The sequence below is a fragment of the Aeromonas eucrenophila genome (assembly GCF_000819865.1).
GTDB classification, from domain to species: domain Bacteria; phylum Pseudomonadota; class Gammaproteobacteria; order Enterobacterales; family Aeromonadaceae; genus Aeromonas; species Aeromonas eucrenophila.
On the sequence record NZ_CDDF01000014.1, the window covers coordinates 324521 to 340154 of the forward strand.

Below are 15634 nucleotides of genomic sequence, written 5' to 3' on the forward strand. Positions count from 1 at the left end.
GTAAGTTACCCGCCCGCCGCCGCGAGGCAGCGGGCAAACCAATAAAGACAATAAAACTCAACCTAGTGTGAAGGAATTAAGAGAATGGCAACTCCTCATATCAATGCGAAAGATGGCGCCTTTGCTGACACAGTACTGATGCCAGGGGACCCCCTGCGCGCCAAGTATATCGCCGAGACCTTCCTGGAGAACGTCGAGCAGGTGTGTGACGTGCGCAGCATGCTCGGCTTCACCGGCACCTACAAGGGCCGTCGCATCTCCGTCATGGGCCACGGCATGGGCATCCCGTCCTGCTCCATCTACACCAAAGAGCTGATCACCGACTACGGCGTCAAGACCATCATTCGCGTGGGCTCCTGCGGCGCCGTGCGTGAAGACGTGAAGCTGCGTGACGTGGTGATCGGCATGGGTGCCTGCACCGACTCCAAGGTCAACCGTCTGCGCTTCAAGGATCACGACTTCGCCGCCATCGCTGACTTCGATCTGGTCGCCAATGCCGTGCAAGCCGCCAAGAACAAGGGCGTTGCCGTGCGCGTGGGCAACCTCTTCTCCGCCGATCTGTTCTACACCCCGGATCCTTCCATGTTCGACGTCATGGAAAAATACGGCATCCTGGGTGTCGAGATGGAAGCCGCCGGTATCTACGGCGTGGCTGCCGAGTACGGCGCCAAGGCACTGACCATCTGCACCGTTTCCGACCATATCCGTACCGGTGAGCAGACCACCGCCGAAGAGCGTCAGCTGACCTTCAACGACATGATCGAAATCGCACTGGACTCCGTGCTGCTGGGTGACTAAACCCGCGGCTTCGGCTCCATGCAAGAACGGCGACCCTGGGTCGCCGTTTTTTATGGTCTCGATCCACTGAACGACAACCCCCCCTTGCTGTTGGCTGACAACGGGACCGGCTGGCCTAAACGCCAGAGCGCAATACGGGGCCGACTGGCCGCGCATCACCACCCGTGATCGCAATAACGCCGCTCTCGACCCAGGCTATTTGCCAAGATCCGATGGTAGATAAAGCGCCCTAATCACCTTCTTTGCTAATCACTCTCGTTGCTAACTACTAGCGACCAGCTCTTATCGGGATTGAACAGCTGGATTGCCTCAGCGACAGTGGCCGTGTCGGACCCTAGATCCTTTTGATAAACCCGTCCCTCGTGATTCACCATGAAGGTCATCACCCCACTGGCGGCATAATCGGCCGGCCAGGCGATCAGGGCGACACCGTCTCTTAATTGCCCGTCGACAAAGTACTCTTTCTTCCCCCCATCGGCAGCGGCTCCCTGGGCATACAAGATACGGTAGTAGTAGCCATGATAGGGGGTGCGTTGACCGACCACGGCCTTGTAGCCCTCTGCTGCGGCACTGACGACCTCCTCACCGGCCGGGCTTGCTGGTTCACCCTTGCCCACAGGCCAATAGAGTCCATTTTGTTGCCCTACATCACTGCGTAGTTTTGCCGCAAAGATCCCCGCCGTTTGGCCATCATGCCCCGCGGCGGCGTATTCTATCTGTGCGTCGATAAAGCCACGGCACACCGCAATCGCCCCCAACTCATTTCGACCGATGCGGCGATAGACGATCTCTTTGGCACCTGCGGCGCCATCGAGATACCACTTGCCATTTGCGGCCACGAGGGGGATTGGCAGTGGCCAATCTGACTCCCCTACGACCAGTATCATTTTATCCTTCCCCTCGGCTACTAGCTGGTGCTTGCTCTTGAAGCTCGCGACGAAGGCGGCGCGATCATTGGCATCGGCCACCTCATCCCCCGAGCTGATGGCCTCTTCACTCTTTTCGCCGAGCAACAGCGTCAGTGCGCTGACATCGTTCCGCTCCAAGGCCGTTATCAGGGCCTGCACAGCCTCATCCGGGGTGGCGAAGGTGCGCGGTGCCATGGCGCTTGCATCGCTGGCGCAGACCAGGGCCAGCAGGGCCAAACCCCATGAGGGGGCCCAACTCCATTTCAACAAACGCTTCATTATCGCGTACTCCGTCTGGGTTGAGTGTTGCGCCCGGCATGCGCGCTACTAGCCATACTTTCGCGCCCGCGTTGGCTGACGGCGCGCTCGGTTCTGCCCGTACTATGTACCCCTTGGAAGGCACTCCTTGAGGTTGAGGCCGCAGGTGCTCTGCGTGTTGCAGTCTGTGCCGTGCTCTTGTTGTGAGTGGCACGTGGTTGGACATAGCCGCGATCACGGGCCCCAGCGGTCTGTGGCGTGATTTGCTGCCGCTTGACCCTGTCGCCTGCGTAGTTGCCCTGGCGCGGCGTGCGTTGGGCCACATTCGCCTCTCTGCCCACCTGTCTAGCGTCGCGCGTCGCCTTGGCATTTTCGCTTTTGGGTTGGCGGTTGGCTCCCGCATAAGTCCCCTTCGGCGCGGTTGCGCGAGCCTCCCTGTTCGCCTCATTGACAGCGCGTGGTGCGCCAGCGTATTCGCTTTTAGGCTGGCGATTGACTCCCGCATAGCTCCCTTTCGGTATGGCATCTCGTTGGGCCCCTCCTGCCGCGTTATTTCGCGAGCGTTGTTCCAGGTTAGCCAGCTCAGCACGCTGGGGGCGCGCCGCCGTGATGGGGCTGTTGGCTTGGCGCATGTAGTTATTGGGGCCGCGCTCAAACTTGTTGAAGTAATCGTTCCCCTTGGCGTTGATATAAATATTGTTGTTAGAGCCCCGCTGATAGTTGACCGGACGGTTGTACCCGTTGGTGGGGCGGAAACCATTGCCATAGTTGGGGTTATAACGATAAGGAGCGTAACCGCTGGGATAACCTGATCCCCACCGAGGGTAGTAATAATCGCCCTCATCATCATCGTTGAAGACCTCGTTGACCAACATGCCCGCACCAAAGGCCAGCAAGCCCGTCACGACCATATCACCGCGGTCGTATTCATCATCGCTGTCGTGATCGTCATGTTCCACCACTGTCGTGGTCGTTGTCGCAGGGGCGGTCGTTGTCGTGGTTTCTGTGGTCACCGGCGCGGGAGCTGGCCCGGCAGCTGGCGGGCTATAGGCGGCGCTTGGGTCGTATTGCGGGACATAAACGACGTCAGGATTGGCAGGCGCAATGGTGACGATCTGCTGATTGTTCTGTTCATCCTTGGCCACTTTCATCTGCTCTGAGTCTTTCAGGTTGCCCACCTCCATCGCTTGTTGGCGCAGGCGCTGAACGGCTGCCAGTACGCCCGGCTCATCGGCCAGGAAGGCACTGCCGAGCTCAGTCGTCCACTCCATCTTCAAGCACATCATGTCCATGACGGTCGGGAAGTGCATCAGCGACATGGTTGGCGGCGTAAAGCCCAGCGGCGCAATGGCGGCGGTCAGCTCTTTCCCCTTGAGGTTGGGGTGGGCGACCAGCCAGTTGCCGGCATCGAGCACCTCTTGCGGATTGGTGGCGCTGGGCAACACCTGAGCCAATACCGCATCCGGGTAAAGCGCTACGGGTGCAAGCAGGGTTTCGAGAGCCTCCGGGGTATATTTCGAGGCTGGTGCGTTAACGGGCTGCGCTTGCGGTGCGACCGCAGGGCTGGCAGCGCTGGTTGTGCTGGCAGCAGAGGCCACGCTGGGCTGAACATTTTGCGTGACGGCAGGCGGCTCCTCTCTGCAGGCAGCCAATACCGTGCTGAGGGCGATCACGGCCGCCAACACGCTACGGCGAAATATGGGTTGCTTCATGATCTTGCTTCCTTCTGCTGGAGTGGCTGATGCACCTCTTGCCCGATGATTTCCACACATGTTGTATCTCATCGCATTCAATGCGGGCGTTTCATACCGAAAACATAAACCACGAATCGAGATCACACCCAAAACCGGCTGGAAAGGCGTAAAAAATGTGTTTGCTTCTGCCTCAAGCTACGTCTGAGCACAGTAACCTGACCAAATCAGATGGTAGATCCGAGAAGTGAAGGGCGATGGGATATGACCGTTGGGGGTGAGCGAGATGCAATCAACTCACTTGGCGATGGAGAAGATCGACGGGCAGCACAGTTGGACGCCGATGCAGCGCAAATGACTGGATAGACTGGTCAAGTCACTGCCGTATGAGGCGATCGTGGATCGTCACTTCGTTCACAAGCGCTTCGGCGGCGACGGCGGTGCCAAGCGTCTCGATACTCTGCTCGATAGTCATTTCGAGCCGTGGGGGGTAATAACAAGACCGGCGGGTTGCGCGAACGGCGCCTTATTCGATGCCGGGGGGAGGGGCGTTGTCGTCGACCGCTGGTGTCTGAGGCGCCCGCTTCTTGTGCTTGCGCACCCGCATGTAGTTGCGGCGCACGCCGTAGGAGATGAGCAAGCCGGCCAGCAGCATCACCAGCAGCATCAATCGCTGCTTCTCCTGAGTCACCTTGAGATGGATGTCCTGCTTTGCCAGCAGTTGTTGCTCTTCCAGGGTGATGCGCAGGTAGCCGAGTGTCAGGTTGCCATCCAGCACCTCTTGCACGAACTGGATGCGGCCCTTGCCCTGTTCCGGTGGGGACTTGTTGTCGGCCCCGATGGGCAACAGGCTCTCCAGCGGCACGGCCTGATCCGACTGGGCGAGGGGGATGCCACGGGCGTCGTAGAGGGTGACATCGAGGATCTCGGGCTCGGCGGCCAGATCCTGAGCCAGCCGCTCCAGCTCGCTCTCCTTGTCCTCCTTGATCCAGCGCTTCATGTCGCGGGCAGCGTAGGCGACCAGCGCCTGGGCCCTATCGCGCGCCTCGTTGTGCAGCGCCGCCTGGCTCGCCCCCTGCATATGCACAAGCACCCCCAGCACCCAGAGACCGAGCAGGATCCCGGCAGCCAGGCTGACAACACGTTTGATGGGGAGGTGACGCACAGCACTGAACCTCTTGCGGTGAAGGTATGACGATGGCGGGATCCTGATGCCTGCCCGACCAATGAGCGGTACTTGGCTCAGGGCTCCCTGCGTTGGGCGACGAGTCGCAGGCGGGATCTTGGCGCTTGCCTGTACAAAAAGCAATACGCTACTCTGGGCCGGCACGATGAACCCCATGATCTCCAAGGAAGGCGTCCCCCTTATGTTGTTGTCCCAACTTTCCCCCTCCCTGCCCGACTGGCCCAAGGCCCTGTGTGGCGCACCCTGCTGGCAGCTCACCGCGCAGGCCTTGCTACCCACCGCCGAGTCTCATGATGAGGCCTGGCTGGTCCTGTTTGGCAAGATGCTCGGCGCCCGGCATCTGAGCCGGCTGGCGGCCCTGCTGGAGAGCGAGGGAGTCGAGGCTAGCCTCTATCCCGTGGGAGCGCAGGCCGGCATCCCTCTGCTGCTGCTCGGTACGAACCGCTTCTCCCCTGAGCTGGTGCAGGCGCTCAAGGGGCAGGAGTGGGACATCGACGTCTGTCATCTGCCCGCCTTGCCCGGCCTGAGCGAACCCGGCCTGCTGGTGATGGACATGGACTCCACCGCCATCCGGATCGAATGCATCGATGAGATAGCCCGTCTGGCCGGGGTGGGTGAGCAGGTCGCAGCCGTGACGGCGGCGGCCATGCAGGGCAAGCTGGAGTTTGCCGACAGCCTGCGCAGCCGGGTCGCCCTGCTGGAAGGGGCGCCGGTCACCATCCTTGACGAGGTGGCGGCCAACATGCCCTGGATGCCGGGTCTGCAACTGATGGTCGATACCCTCAAGCGAGCGGGCTGGAAGGTGGCGATCGCCTCCGGTGGCTTCACCCGCTTCGCCGGCGAGTTGCAGCAGGCGCTGGGGCTGGATGCCATCTTCGCCAACGAGCTGGCAACCGACGGAACCCTGCTCACCGGGCAGGTGAGTGGCCCCATAGTGGATGCCACCGTCAAGGCCGAAGTGCTGCAACGGCTGGCGACTGAGTACGGTATAGCGCCGGCCCAGACCGTCGCCGTTGGCGATGGGGCCAACGATCTCAAGATGATGGCGGTGGCCGGCCTTGGCATCGCCATTCACGCCAAGCCGCTGGTGCGAGCCCAGGCGGCCGCCACTCTCAATCATCACGATCTGGAAGGGGTGCTCTGCCTGTTGTCGGCCCGCTCTTGTCGCGATCGCCTTTGGAATAACGGCTGAAGAGGGTCAAGGAGGACCTGAAAACGAGATGGAACTGTTGCAACAATCCCTGTTTATCCCCTGCGGCGAGCATCGGCTGCATGTTCGCCACATCCAGCCCAAGGTCGCTGTGCATGCCGACCCCATCCTGATGGTGCACGGTGCCATCGAGAACGGCCGCATCTTCTACACCGAATCCGGCAAGGGGCTGGCCTGTTATCTGGCCCGCCACGGTTATCAGGTCTATGTGGCCGACTTGCGCGGCCGGGGCCTCAGCACCCCGGCCATCGCAGAGCAGGCCGGGCACGGTCAGCACGAGTTGATCACCGAGGATCTGCCCGCGCTGCAACACTGGGTCGCGGCCCGCCATGCGGGTGCTAGGGTGCACTGGATGGCTCACTCCTGGGGCGGGGTCCTCATGGCCTCGACCCTGGCCCGCTTCCCCGAACTGGCCGGCGAGATCGCGAGTCTGGTGTTCTTCGGCACCAAGCGGGGAGTTTCGGTGCAAAATCCCGAGCGCTGGCTGAAGGTGGACTTGATCTGGAATCGGCTGGCGCCCTGGTTGGCGCGCAACAGCGGCTTCCTGGCGGCGCGCAAGCTGAAGATGGGGGCGGATGATGAGCCGCTGCGCTACCTGCAGGAGACCATTCCCTGGGTGAAATGCGGGCCTTGGCAGGATCCCCACGACGGCTTCGCCTATGGCGAGGCGGCGGATCGGGTGGCCTGGCCACCGCTCTGGATGATCTCGGCCAAGGCGGACAAGGTGTTGGGTCACCCCATAGACGTGCGCCGTTTCAGCACCGAGATGGGCTCGGCTACCCGCCACACCCGCCTCGGGCTCGATAACGGTAACCGGCTCGACTACGACCACATCAACATGCTGACTGCCCCCCAGGCCCAGGAGGATCACTTCCCCCAGATCCTGACCTGGTTGCAGGATCCACAACCGGTCTGATATCGGCTCTGGAGCCTCGCCAAGGCCGCTCGCTGAGCCATTCCCGGGCGGTCTGGGGCCAGATACGACAAGGGCGACCCACTGGGTCGCCCTTGTCGTTGGCCATGCCTTCCTGCCCGCTCAAGCCGGGGGCGAGGTGATGCCGAGCCGGAACAGGGTGGCCTGACTGGTGTCGGTCAGCTCACCGACCCCCACCACGCTCCACAGCTCCTCCTCCAGCTTCTTGGCCTTATGAATGGCAAACTTGGCGATGTAGTCCAGCTCGTTGGCGATGAAGCTGGTATCGGGGCGGCCGGTGCGGGAGATGCCGACCAGCACCGAGTAAAACTCCCCCTGCTGCAGGGCCAGCTCGACGAAGCGGCGCTTGTCCTCCAGCGATACGAAGCTGCTGGCCAAGCGGCTGAGAAACAGAGGGGCGCCCCCCTGTGAGTGCAGGCTGGCGATATAGACCTCCTCCTCTTTGGGTTTGTCTTCCCGCTCGATGGCACGCAAGGGGTTGAGCAGCAGGGTCTTGAGCAGCCCGCCCTGGAACAGGGGATAGAGGTTCGCCTGATCCTCTTGCTCGGCGCAGGCCTGTAACAGCCGGGAGAGGCTGCGTGGCCGGGGGGCGATCCCCACCGCGGCCGGCGTCGGGGCGGCCTTGAATTTGTTGAGATACACAGGTGTGTTGAAGGTGTGATGGGTGAAGATGTTGCGCAGCGCCCTTGCCATGCCGCGGTAACGCCTGTGCTCCCGGGTGGTCTTGAGCTTGTTCTGGTTGCTCTCGATCAGCAGGCTGAAAAACTGATGACCGATGTGGCGCGCCGCGTCCCCTTCGATGCACAGGTGCAGCACGGTGCGGCTCAGGTTGAGGCTGACCAGCCGATAGGGCAGGCGCTGCAGATCCATGCTCTTGGCGAGATCCTGCAGCCGGGGCAGGGCGACTGTGATGATCTCCCCCTTCTCTCCCACAAACGCCTCCTCCAGCTCGATCTGCATGCCATGGGCCGAGATGTCACGGGTCCAGCCGAGCCAGGCTCTCTCCTTGTGGCGGATCACGATCGCCGTCTTGTGGATGTAGCGCGCCTCCTTGCGCAGTTGCACGTAGTGCAGCGTCTCGATGTCGAAGGGGGCGGCGCTGGTGTCGTGGCCGAAACGCTGCAACTCGTTGGCATTGTGTGGCTGATTGGCATCGTAGCGAAACTCGTCGCGCTGATTGTCCAGCCCGATCTCCTGCAGCAGGCCGACATGGCCTATCTGCTGGAGCCGCTCGCGCATCAGCATGTCCTGCAACTGATGGGACTCCGACTGGCTGTCGAGATCCGCCTCGTGCAGAGAACAGGCCTCTAGGCTGAACTTGTAGATCCGCCAGCTGGGACGGCGCGCGCCGACCTGGAAGAACAGCGAAGTCAGGCCGCTCTGCTGCAACTCCTCCCGGGTGGCGGAGAAGAAGTAGAGGTGGCTGCGCACCGAGTGGGTGAAGCTGTAGATCAGGGTCTCGCGCAGTGCTCCTCTGGCTGGGATAAGTGCCCGCATCCGTGCCGCCGGGAAGAGGCTGGCGAGCATGTCGCGGTTCTTGGCATCCCGCCAGTACTCGAGCACGTGCTGGTTGTTCTCGGTGCGCAGAGCCATCTCCAGAGCGGGGCTGTCGCCCTTGCCAAAGAACAGCGGCATGCCGGTCATGCGGGGCAGGTAGAACTGCTCGTAACCCTTGACGATGGCCGCCGACAGCAGGTAATCGACGCTGACCCGGTAACGGTTGCGGTTGTGCTCGATGAACTCGCGCAGGAAGTGGTCGAAGGCGGGGTGCTCGCCGCTCTTCACCAGCCGCAGCCAGAACTTACCCTCCTTCTGCTCTTCCCCCAGGATCTGGTAGCTGATGGGGGAGCGCAGTATGGGGTTGGCATGTTCCCGCTCCAGGCCGGTGAAGAGCACGTCGACCTGCTCGCCGGTCTGGTAGTCGGGCAGATAGGGGACAGAGACCCGGATCCCGCCGAGGGAGATGTCCGAGCTCTTGGCAAACAGCTTCTCGCCATTTAGCAGCTTGAGCACCATGGCGGAGCTGAAGTGCATCCGCTCCTCTTGTCGGCCGTAGTGGCTGGCGAAGGGAATGGCCTGAACGTCGAAGAGGCGAAAGGGGCTGGCTGGCAGGGAGAGGCTCTCCCCCCGGCCCTGATTGAGTTTGTACCAGGCCTGCAGCGCCTCGTAGACCCCTAGCGTGTAGCTGTCCCGGTAGAGGTAGCACTGGGATTGAAACTGCTCGACCGCCTCGGCGGGCATGAAATGGGTGACGCCTTCAAACTCGTGCACCAGACAGAGATCGCTCAGCTCGTTGCGCATGTCGATCACCCGCCGGCAGGGGGCGCATTTGCGCTTGATCTCCATCTTGAGCAGGAAGCGGCTGTTGGCATTCTCGTTCTGGGTCAGGCGGTTGAAGATCTCGTCGAAATCCTTTTCTCTGAGCAGGGGGACAAGCTGTTCTATCAGATGTAGCGGTTGTTCTGAATCCATGTATTCCTGCCGCGGAAAGTCACTTTTCCGATTCTGGGTTTGATCTGTCGGTCGCAAACCAGTATATCAAGCAGGAAATCATCCTGTCCCCGAGTTATCCATGGCCAAAAACAAAACCGCCTATGTTTGTACCGAATGTGGAGCCGACTTCACCCGCTGGCAAGGTCAGTGCGGCGAGTGCAAGGAGTGGAACACCATCACCGAGGTCCGGCTCGGAGTCACCACCCCAGGCAAGAGCGCCCGTTACACCGGCTATGCCGGTGCCATCGGCAGCCAGGTCCAGACCCTGGCGGAGGTCGCCACCACCGAGATCCCCCGTTTCGGCTCGGGCTTCAAGGAGCTGGATCGGGTGCTCGGCGGCGGTGTGGTGCCGGGCTCGGCCATCCTGATTGGCGGCAACCCAGGGGCGGGCAAATCGACCCTGCTGCTGCAGACCATGTGCGGCCTGGCACAGCGGATGAAGACCCTCTATGTGACCGGGGAAGAGTCCCTGCAGCAGGTGGCGATGCGGGCCAACCGGCTCGGATTGCCCACCGACAAGCTGCGAATGTTGTCCGAGACCAGCGTCGAGCAGATCTGCATCATCGCCCAGCAGGAGCAGCCGCAGATCATGGTCATCGACTCCATCCAGGTGATGCACGTGGCGGATGTGCAGTCATCCCCCGGCTCCGTCTCCCAGGTGCGGGAATCGGCGGCCCTGCTCACGCGCTACGCCAAGCAGAACCACGTCGCCATCTTCATGGTGGGCCACGTCACCAAGGACGGCACCCTGGCCGGCCCCAAGGTTCTGGAGCACTGTGTCGACTGCTCCGTGCTGCTGGACGGCGCCCATGATTCGCGTTTTCGCACCCTGCGCTCCCACAAGAACCGTTTCGGTGCGGTCAATGAACTCGGCGTCTTCGCCATGACCGGGCAGGGCATGAAGGAGGTGAGCAATCCCTCCGCCATCTTCCTGAGCCGGGGCGAGGAGCAGGCGCCGGGCTCCATCGTCATGGTGATCTGGGAAGGGACAAGACCGCTGCTGGTGGAGTTGCAGGCGCTGGTGGACTACTCCCAGGTCTCCAACCCGCGACGGGTGGCGGTGGGGATGGATCACAACCGTCTCGCCATGCTGCTGGCGGTGCTGCACCGTCACGGTGGCCTGCAGATGGCGGATCAGGACGTCTTCATCAACGTGGTGGGCGGGGTCAAGGTCGAGGAGACCAGCGCGGATCTCGCGCTGCTGCTGGCCATGGTCTCCAGCTTCCGGGATCAGGCCCTGCCCAAGGATCTGGTGGTGTTCGGCGAGGTGGGGCTGTCCGGGGAGATCCGGCCCGTGCCCTCCGGCCAGGAGCGCTTGCAGGAGGCGGCCAAGCACGGCTTCCGCCGCGCCATCGTCCCTTATGCCAACGCCCCCAAGCATCCCATCGAAGGGATGGAGGTGGTGCCGGTGAAGAAGCTGGCCGATGCCCTCGAGGCCTTGTAGCGAAGAGCAGGTCACGGGCAATAAAAAGGAGCGCATGGGCGCTCCTTTTTCGTTGCTGTCATTCAGGCAGAGGGCGGACTGTGCTCCTTGTGCTCTTGCAGCAGCTGCTCCAGTTCACGATACAACAGCTGCTCTTCCCCGACGTTCAGCTCGATCATCCGCTTGAGGTGGCTGGCGCTGTCGATGTCGATGTGGTGACAGTAGAATCCCAGCTTCTTGCTGGCCTCATGGGTCAGCGTCACCTGCATCTTGATCTCGATGTCACTGCCGCCGAGCACGAAGCAGATCTCGTACTCCTTGTCGTCGCTGCCTGACCAATCCTCGGGTCTGAGCAACAGGGCACCCTGCAGGGAGACATCGACCAGCTGGGTCCGCCACTGACGTGTCCCCTGGATCAGCTTGGCGGCAGTCAGATAGAAGATCCTGGTAAAGTGGCGTCGCTCGGCCATGTTCATCTCCGGTCTGCGTTCGAACGCAGTGCTAACAATTCAGGTTCCAGAGTGTAATGTAGCTTGCTCATCAGGATCTTGAACTGGCTCAGATATTGGGCATCAGACCTGCTGGTGGCTGAGGGATTCGACCACCTGCAGCGCCTTGACCAGCCGATCCTCCTGCTTGAACCTGTCCTCCAGCACGGGCCCCAGATGATTCAGATCCTCGTCGAGCAACAGCAGCTGCGCCTCGTCGGCGTTGCTGTATTTATCGTTGAACTCCAGGGCAAACTCGGTGCAGGCCCGGATATGGGGATAGATGCGTTTGGCCAGCTCCAGCTTGTCGCCGCTGGCCTGCTCGAAGGCGGTGACCACGTGGTTGTAGATTTCGAAGTGACCGGCGCTGACGTAGTCGACCAATTGCTCGCAGAAGCGCTGCAACTCGACATGACCGGGGAGGGATCGTTGTTTGGATCTGGCAGGCATGAGCCCGGCCAGCCGCATGTACTCGACCAGTAACGCCTGCCTGGCATCCAGCCAGTCGTCAATCGCTCTGTGCTTGCCCGCCAGTGCGCGCTTGGTTTTTTCCAGTTCAGTTAACATAGTCCCTCCGTGGGCATGGCATGGAGCGCGATGGCTGCAAGCCTGCGGTCATTCCCATCGACTGACAACACTCCCTATTAACTAGGGAAAATACTGTTGACCGTCAATAGGAGTGTGGGGATATTGTTACATCAGATGGGGGTTTGCGTACAAGTCCTCATCGGTTGTTCGCCACCGTATCGTCAATCAGGACGACGAAGGGGCGAGATATGTGACTATTTCCGCAGATCTTGATGAAAACCCCAGCATTCAAGCCAACCCGGCTGATAAAGCCTTTGCCTGAGTGTTTTTTTTTGAATAGAGTGGCCCGGTGCTAAATGCCCGATCATAAAGGAAATGTTATGAACAAAGCTCAACTTGTCGATGCAATTGCCGCCAAAGCAGACCTGAGCAAAGCTCAGGCTAAAGTCGCTCTGGAAGAGATCATCAATGGTATTACCCAGAGCCTGAAAGAGGGCGATGCCGTTCAGTTGGTGGGTTTTGGTACCTTCAAGGTCAACCATCGTGCGGGCCGTACCGGTCGTAACCCGCAAACTGGTAAAGAGATCCAGATTGCAGCCGCCAATGTGCCGTCCTTTGTGGCAGGCAAGGCGCTGAAAGACGCCGTAAAGTAATAGCGTAAAGTAATCGAACGAAACCCGGCATCAGCCGGGTTTTTTCTTGCCATCGTCAGCCAAATTTGTTTCAGATACACTCAGGATATGGCATGCGCTGTAGCGAGGTGGATATGGAACAGAAGAATGCCATTCGGCAGGTTGCCGTGCCATGGGCACCCTCCCGCCAACTCCCCCCGGGCCTGGTCGTGGCCGAACTGCATCAGGATATCTGGGGCGACAACCTGACGGTCGTGCTGGGTCGCGCCCGCAGCATCGACCTGCCGCCGCAACCGCTCTGCCGGGTCAATTTCCGCCATATCTTTGCCGTGCGGGTGATGGAAGACTGCGATCTGGCAGAAGGCCGTGACAGTCATGCCATCGAGGAGCAGATCCAGCTGATCATCCCGTCCCGTTTCGCCAGCTGGTTCCATCAGGAGTCCGATGGCCTGCATCTGGACGAGGATCTGCAGCACTACCGCATCTCGACCTGGGATTACTGCGCCGACGTGTTGACCTCAACCCCCCCCGAGCTGCAGTTTGTGGAGTCGGGCGAATAATCGGGGCGCCGCGGCAGACATAAAAAAAGCCGGAGCATCAGTGCTCCGGCTTTTTTGCATCCTGTGGCAGGACGGCGGGCGCTAGCCCAGCAGTTGATCCCTGTGCAACCCGATCACGATCAGCAGACCCAGCAGGTAGAAGGCGCTGAGCTTGATGCCGAGGATGGCGAGCAGGCCGGCGCACAGACGCACCAGCGCCTTGTGCAGCCAGGATCCGGTGAAGCGATACATGATTACTCCACCGCCTCGGGCTGGGCGAATTCCGGCACCTTGGCCATGGCATCCAGCACCACCTGAATGCCGGCGCCCGGCTTGCAGGCATTCTCGCTCAGGTGACGGCGCCAGGCGCGGGCCCCCTGCATGTTCTGGAACAGGCCCAGCATGTGACGGGTCATGTGGGAGAGATAGTTGCCCTTGGCCAGCTCCTGCTCCATGTAGGGCAGCATCATCCGTATCACCTCGTGGCGACTCGGTATCTCGTTGTTCAACCCGAACACCTGATTGTCTACCTGGGACAGGATGTAAGGATTCTGATAGGCCTCGCGGCCCATCATGACCCCATCCAGGTGCTGCAGGTGTGCCAGGGTCTGCTCCAGGCTGGTCACGCCGCCGTTGAGGGCGATGGTGAGGTTGGCATAATCCTGTTTGACCTTGTAGACGCGGGGATAGTCCAGCGGCGGTATCTCCCGGTTCTCGCGGGGGCTCAGGCCGCTCAGCCAGGCCTTGCGGGCGTGGACGATGAAGGTGTCGCAGCCGGCGTCCCGCACCTGCTCGATGAAGGCTTGCAAGAATTCGTAGGAGTCCTGATCGTCGATGCCGATGCGGGTCTTGACCGTCACCGGGATCCCCACCACGTCGCGCATCGCCTTGACGCAGTCGGCCACCAGGGCGGGTTCTCCCATCAGGCAGGCGCCGAAGCGGCCGTTCTGAACCCGGTCAGACGGGCAGCCCACGTTGAGGTTGATCTCGTCGTAACCGCGCTCCTCGGCCAGCTTGGCACAACGGGCCAGATCCACCGGATTGCTGCCCCCCAGCTGCAGGGAGATGGGGTGCTCCTGCTCGCTGTAGCCCAGATAATCGCCCTTGCCGTGGATGATGGCGCCTGTGGTCACCATCTCGGTATAAAGTAGCGTCTGGCTGGTCATCAACCGATGGAAATAACGGCAGTGCCGATCTGTCCAGTCCAGCATGGGGGCGATAGAAAAACGCTGCGCCTGCATAAAAATCATCCGGGTTCGCAAAACAAGGGGGCGGATTCTACCACAACGTGAGGGAGCCCCAGAAAATGAATTTTGTCGCCGCGGCGATGGGGCCCTGTGATAGTATCCGGCTAATTGACAGGGTATCTGCGTGATCATGAATCAAGACCAACTCTTACTGCGGGCGGAACGCCTCTGCGAACAACGGGGGATCCGTTTCACCCCGACCCGACGCCAGGTGTTCCGGCTGCTCGCCGCCCACGGCAACGCCATCAGTGCCTATGATCTGCTGGCCCAGTTGCAGCAGACCGAGGCGCACGCCAAGCCGCCCACCGTCTACCGGGCGCTGGATTTTCTGCTGGAGCAGGGCTTCGCCCACAAGGTGGAGTCCCTCAACGCCTTCATCTTCTGCTGCCACTTCGACCATGCCCATCCGATGCAGCTGCTGATCTGCGATCGCTGCAAAGACGTGGTCGAGCTGCACGATCCGGCCATCGATGGCGCCTTTTCCGAGCAGGCTCACCTGCATGGCTTTACTATTACCAACAAGACCATAGAGGCCCATGGTCAATGTGCCCGCTGTTCCGACACCCTAGGACGTCAAGATGAAGGCTGATTTTGTAAACCCCTTCCTGCTCTCCCTGCTCAATGTGCTCTCCACCATGGCACAGCTGGAGCTCAAGCCGGGCGCCCCCAAGCGCAAGACGGACGAGCTGGCGCGCGGGGATGTGTCCGGTCTCATCGGCATGGTGGGCCCGCAGACCCGGGGATCGCTCTCCATCAGCTTCGAGAAGGGGCTGGCGCTGGAGATCATGCGCCGCATGCTGGGGGAGGCGCCGACCTCCATCAACGAAGAGGTCACCGACATGGTGGGCGAGATCACCAACATGGTGACCGGCGGGGCCAAGCGCATGCTGGGGGAGAAGGGCTACGAGTTCGACATGGCGACGCCCATCATCGTCTCCGGCCCCAATCACACCATCACCCACAGAGCCGATGGGGCCAAGATCATGATGCCGTTTGATTCGGATTATGGTCGCGCCACCATCGAAATCTGCTTCGAGTAATCATCATGTGGACTGTGCTGAAATGGAGTGTCATCGGTAGTGTGCTGCTGCTTATCCTGTCCGATATCCAGCTCAGCACCTCCATCTACAAGTACGAAGACAACCGCGTGCAGATAAACTTCCCGCGCTGGCAGCCCAAGCAACCCTGGGCCACTCTCGGCTGGCATGCGGGCCAGACCGAGTTCCACTGGTATGGTCTTGCCGGCAAACCCAAGCCGGTCTCCGTGCTCTAAACAACGTCGGTTCAGTTTCCCAACGA

17 protein-coding genes are annotated in these 15634 nt (G+C 61.0%); 9 read left to right on the forward strand and 8 right to left on the reverse strand.

Going from position 1 to position 15634, the window contains the following annotated elements:
- Nucleotides 1-84: 84 nt before the first annotated feature.
- Complete coding sequence (gene deoD / locus BN1124_RS15030; RefSeq protein ID WP_033129531.1) at nt 85-798, forward strand: purine-nucleoside phosphorylase; 714 nt, start codon at nt 85-87, stop codon at nt 796-798.
- A 245-nt stretch (nt 799-1043) separates the two neighbouring features.
- On the opposite strand, the gene BN1124_RS15035 is transcribed toward deoD, so the two are convergent.
- The 3 genes from BN1124_RS15035 to BN1124_RS15045 form a co-directional block, all read right to left on the reverse strand.
- Nucleotides 1044-1985 carry a DUF2950 domain-containing protein gene (locus BN1124_RS15035; protein ID WP_048822963.1) on the reverse strand — a complete coding sequence of 314 codons (942 nt, stop codon included), beginning with the start codon at nt 1983-1985 and terminating at the stop codon, nt 1044-1046.
- On the reverse strand, nt 1985-3676 hold the full coding sequence (locus tag BN1124_RS20510; RefSeq protein ID WP_048822964.1) for a DUF3300 domain-containing protein: 1692 nt from the start codon (nt 3674-3676) through the stop codon (nt 1985-1987). The genes BN1124_RS15035 and BN1124_RS20510 overlap by 1 nt, the downstream gene beginning before the upstream one ends.
- Nucleotides 3677-4181: 505 nt before the next feature.
- Nucleotides 4182-4820: an AhpA/YtjB family protein gene (locus tag BN1124_RS15045; RefSeq protein WP_042643234.1), complete on the reverse strand. Its 639-nt coding sequence runs from the start codon at nt 4818-4820 to the stop codon at nt 4182-4184.
- Between the two features lie 202 nt (nt 4821-5022).
- Between BN1124_RS15045 and serB the strand changes: the two genes are divergently transcribed.
- Nucleotides 5023-6033 carry a phosphoserine phosphatase SerB gene (gene serB / locus BN1124_RS15050; RefSeq protein WP_042643236.1) on the forward strand — a complete coding sequence of 337 codons (1011 nt, stop codon included), beginning with the start codon at nt 5023-5025 and terminating at the stop codon, nt 6031-6033.
- Between the two features lie 28 nt (nt 6034-6061).
- Nucleotides 6062-6967, forward strand: coding sequence for an alpha/beta fold hydrolase (locus BN1124_RS15055; protein ID WP_042643238.1), 906 nt, complete (start codon nt 6062-6064; stop codon nt 6965-6967).
- A 120-nt stretch (nt 6968-7087) separates the two neighbouring features.
- Here the strand turns inward: BN1124_RS15055 and BN1124_RS15060 are convergent, their stop codons facing one another.
- Nucleotides 7088-9457, reverse strand: a complete 2370-nt coding sequence (locus BN1124_RS15060; protein ID WP_042643240.1) for a PilZ domain-containing protein — start codon at nt 9455-9457, stop codon at nt 7088-7090.
- Nucleotides 9458-9557: 100 nt separating this feature from the next.
- Here BN1124_RS15060 and radA point away from each other — a divergent pair, with 100 nt between their 5' ends.
- A complete protein-coding gene (radA, locus tag BN1124_RS15065; RefSeq protein ID WP_042643241.1) occupies nt 9558-10922 on the forward strand; it encodes a DNA repair protein RadA in 1365 nt (454 codons plus the stop codon).
- A gap of 62 nt (nt 10923-10984) precedes the next feature.
- Here radA and BN1124_RS15070 read toward each other — a convergent pair whose 3' ends face one another.
- Both BN1124_RS15070 and BN1124_RS15075 read right to left on the reverse strand, forming a co-directional pair.
- Complete coding sequence (locus BN1124_RS15070; RefSeq protein ID WP_033129536.1) at nt 10985-11371, reverse strand: PilZ domain-containing protein; 387 nt, start codon at nt 11369-11371, stop codon at nt 10985-10987.
- Between the two features lie 102 nt (nt 11372-11473).
- Nucleotides 11474-11956: an Rsd/AlgQ family anti-sigma factor gene (locus BN1124_RS15075; protein ID WP_042643242.1), complete on the reverse strand. Its 483-nt coding sequence runs from the start codon at nt 11954-11956 to the stop codon at nt 11474-11476.
- 341 nt (nt 11957-12297) lie between these two features.
- Between BN1124_RS15075 and hupA the strand changes: the two genes are divergently transcribed.
- On the forward strand, nt 12298-12570 hold the full coding sequence (gene hupA, locus BN1124_RS15080) for a nucleoid-associated protein HU-alpha (protein ID WP_005305063.1): 273 nt from the start codon (nt 12298-12300) through the stop codon (nt 12568-12570).
- 113 nt (nt 12571-12683) lie between these two features.
- The gene (locus BN1124_RS15085; protein ID WP_033129542.1) at nt 12684-13109 is read left to right on the forward strand and encodes a hypothetical protein; all 426 of its coding nucleotides are present in this window, start codon (nt 12684-12686) and stop codon (nt 13107-13109) included.
- A gap of 81 nt (nt 13110-13190) precedes the next feature.
- On the opposite strand, the gene BN1124_RS21375 is transcribed toward BN1124_RS15085, so the two are convergent.
- A complete protein-coding gene (locus BN1124_RS21375) occupies nt 13191-13340 on the reverse strand; it encodes a hypothetical protein (RefSeq protein ID WP_156128390.1) in 150 nt (49 codons plus the stop codon).
- 2 nt (nt 13341-13342) lie between these two features.
- Nucleotides 13343-14329, reverse strand: a complete 987-nt coding sequence (gene dusA / locus BN1124_RS15090) for a tRNA dihydrouridine(20/20a) synthase DusA (RefSeq protein WP_042643246.1) — start codon at nt 14327-14329, stop codon at nt 13343-13345.
- 136 nt (nt 14330-14465) lie between these two features.
- Between dusA and zur the strand changes: the two genes are divergently transcribed.
- Genes zur through BN1124_RS15105 form a run of 3 tightly spaced genes read left to right on the forward strand, consistent with a single transcriptional unit; the run spans nt 14466 to nt 15608 of the window.
- Nucleotides 14466-14924, forward strand: coding sequence for a zinc uptake transcriptional repressor Zur (gene zur, locus BN1124_RS15095; protein ID WP_042643377.1), 459 nt, complete (start codon nt 14466-14468; stop codon nt 14922-14924).
- Nucleotides 14914-15375: a chemotaxis protein CheX gene (locus BN1124_RS15100; RefSeq protein WP_033129238.1), complete on the forward strand. Its 462-nt coding sequence runs from the start codon at nt 14914-14916 to the stop codon at nt 15373-15375. Before zur ends, BN1124_RS15100 begins: the two co-directional genes overlap by 11 nt.
- A 5-nt stretch (nt 15376-15380) precedes the next feature.
- Complete coding sequence (locus BN1124_RS15105; protein WP_042643248.1) at nt 15381-15608, forward strand: hypothetical protein; 228 nt, start codon at nt 15381-15383, stop codon at nt 15606-15608.
- Nucleotides 15609-15634: the final 26 nt, after the last annotated feature.